General features: G+C 42.7%; 2 protein-coding genes. One reads left to right on the top strand and one right to left on the bottom strand.

Features of this window, described 5'->3' with window-relative positions; genetic code table 11:
- Positions 1-80 precede the first annotated feature (80 nt).
- The gene (locus IEW52_RS15500) at positions 81-1,757 is read left to right on the top strand and encodes a UvrD-helicase domain-containing protein (protein WP_188630986.1); all 1,677 of its coding nucleotides are present in this window, start codon (positions 81-83) and stop codon (positions 1,755-1,757) included.
- 158 nt (positions 1,758-1,915) lie between these two features.
- Here the strand turns inward: IEW52_RS15500 and IEW52_RS15850 are convergent, their stop codons facing one another.
- Positions 1,916-2,173 carry a DUF4112 domain-containing protein gene (locus IEW52_RS15850; protein ID WP_229668003.1) on the bottom strand — a complete coding sequence of 86 codons (258 nt, stop codon included), beginning with the start codon at positions 2,171-2,173 and terminating at the stop codon, positions 1,916-1,918.
- Between the last annotated feature and the right edge of the window lie 30 nt (positions 2,174-2,203).

Below are 2,203 nucleotides of genomic sequence, written 5' to 3'. Positions count from 1 at the left end.
GGCCGTGAGTGACTGACCTAACAAGTTCCGTTTCATGGCAGGCTCCCGAATGTAGCTATATGTAGAAATTATAGATCCACATGGGTTATGCCGTACTGCTTAAGACCTATTCCTTAATTGAGTCAATCAGGTATTTAATATCGAACCGCGCAGATGAGTTACTAGGTAATCGGCAGCAGATCGCGTGTATTACATACACAAACGTAGCAAAGAATGAAATAAAGGATAGAACGGATCATCACCCAGTAATTTTCGCCGATACAATTCACGCGTTCTGCTGGAGCATACTGCAACACTACCAAGTCAAGCTTCGGCAGCATCTTCCAGAACTTGGTGAAAAATGGAGAATGCGAATAGAAGAGTCAGTAGGTGTTACTAATCAGACGGTCAAGTACGAGTTAGGATTCCCCGCAGTCAATGAACACGAAATTACCTTACATCATGACGATGTAGTCGCGTTGATGGCGCGCATGCTTACGTATCCAAAGTTTCAGAAGCTACTTAAAAGCAAGTTCCCTATAGTGTTAATCGATGAGTATCAGGATACCAATAACAAGCTGGCTGATAGCATTGTCACTAATCTTATCGATAATGACTCCGGCGTAATGGTTGGCCTTTTCGGAGATCACTGGCAGAAAATCTACGGCACTTCAGCTTGCGGCTTGATTTCGAGCGAAAAAGGAAAAATCGTAGAGATCGGTAAGAAAGCAAACTTCCGGTCGGATCGAAATATAGTTCAATGTTTGAACAGAATGCGCCCAGACCTTCCCCAAGCAGAATCAGATCCTAACTCAAATGGAGTGATAAAAGTTTTCCATTCCAATAATTGGGCGGGTGTCCGGAGAGACGGTAAAGGCGGCGGTCACTGGAAGGATGATCTTCCAGAATGCAATGTGAAAGAATATATCGAAAAAACGAAAGAATTGATGTGCGTAGATGAATGGGATATGTCTCCTGAGAAAACGAAAATCTTGTTTTTAACCAACAATCTTATAGCTAGTGAGCAAAACTTTAAGAATCTTACTGATTGCTTTCGGTATACAGATGACTATCTCAAAAAAAATGACAAATATGTCCAGTTTTTTCTTGAGGTGATAGAGCCAACAGTATCTGCCTATGAGAAACAGCAATATGGTGAATTATTGCAAATTAAAAAGAAAAACCATCCTCAATTGAAGTACCAGGCCGATAAAACAGAATGGCTGAATATTCTTGATAGGGTAATACACGCAAGAAACAATTCTAGCGTTGGCAATATGCTGGATCTTTTAATGGAAACCAAAATACCTAGAATTCCATCAAAAATTGAAGAATCAGAAAAACGATACAAGCAACTGAAATCAAAACCGATTGACGAGCTGGATGAGTATGAAGCGAAGTTTGTAAAAAAGCTTAGCAAGTTGCGCTCCGTAGATTATCTTGAGGTTGCTAACTTGGGTGAGTACATCGATGAAAAGACACCTTTCTCGACGAAGCACGGCGTGAAAGGAGCGCAATTTGATAATGTTCTTGTCGTTTGTGGTCGCGGATGGAATCAATACAACTGGAATCAGATGTTGGAGTGGATGGACGGTAGCTGTCCCGAAGATAAACAAGATACATTTGAGCGAAATCGAAACTTGTTCTACGTGAGCTGCTCGAGAGCCAAACACAATCTCACCTTGCTGTTTACGCAAGAGTTATCCGAAAAGTCAATTACGGTACTTGATCGGATATTTGCCAAAGATAATGTATTAGGTAGCCCACTTGATGCTTAGGCTCTGCTTGTATTTAATCTGTGTGATGAAAGGACATAACAATACGTGTCAGTCGGACAGTTTGTTCCGTGGATCTTTTTGTGATGGCCGCTACGCTAGCACAAACCGTCACTACACAAACTGCCGCTGCACTCAGCGTTATTCCCCTACCCTACTCATTAAAAATACCTTTCCATCAACTGCATATTCCACCGGTTGACCTTGAAGTCAAAGTCGAACAGGTAACCGAATATCGGAATGCTGCCTATCCTTCCAACAACTCGTTCAGGCCCATGCGGGCCAGCAGGCCACTCTTTGGCATCAGATTTTTTGGGGATAACGGTGCACGAGGCCGGGTTTGGGTAACTGTTCACCCGCAGCGCCTTGACACTCAATAATGGGATGATCGTCTCTTGATCCGCTTTTGCTACTTGCACGATCTCCCTGTTCAGGCACGCTTATCAATA

It is taken from the genome of Oceanisphaera marina (assembly GCF_014643915.1).
GTDB lineage: Bacteria > Pseudomonadota > Gammaproteobacteria > Enterobacterales > Aeromonadaceae > Oceanimonas > Oceanimonas marina.
The sequence above is the reverse complement of the archived record's forward strand: the minus strand, read 5'-3'. Positions and strand labels throughout refer to the sequence as shown.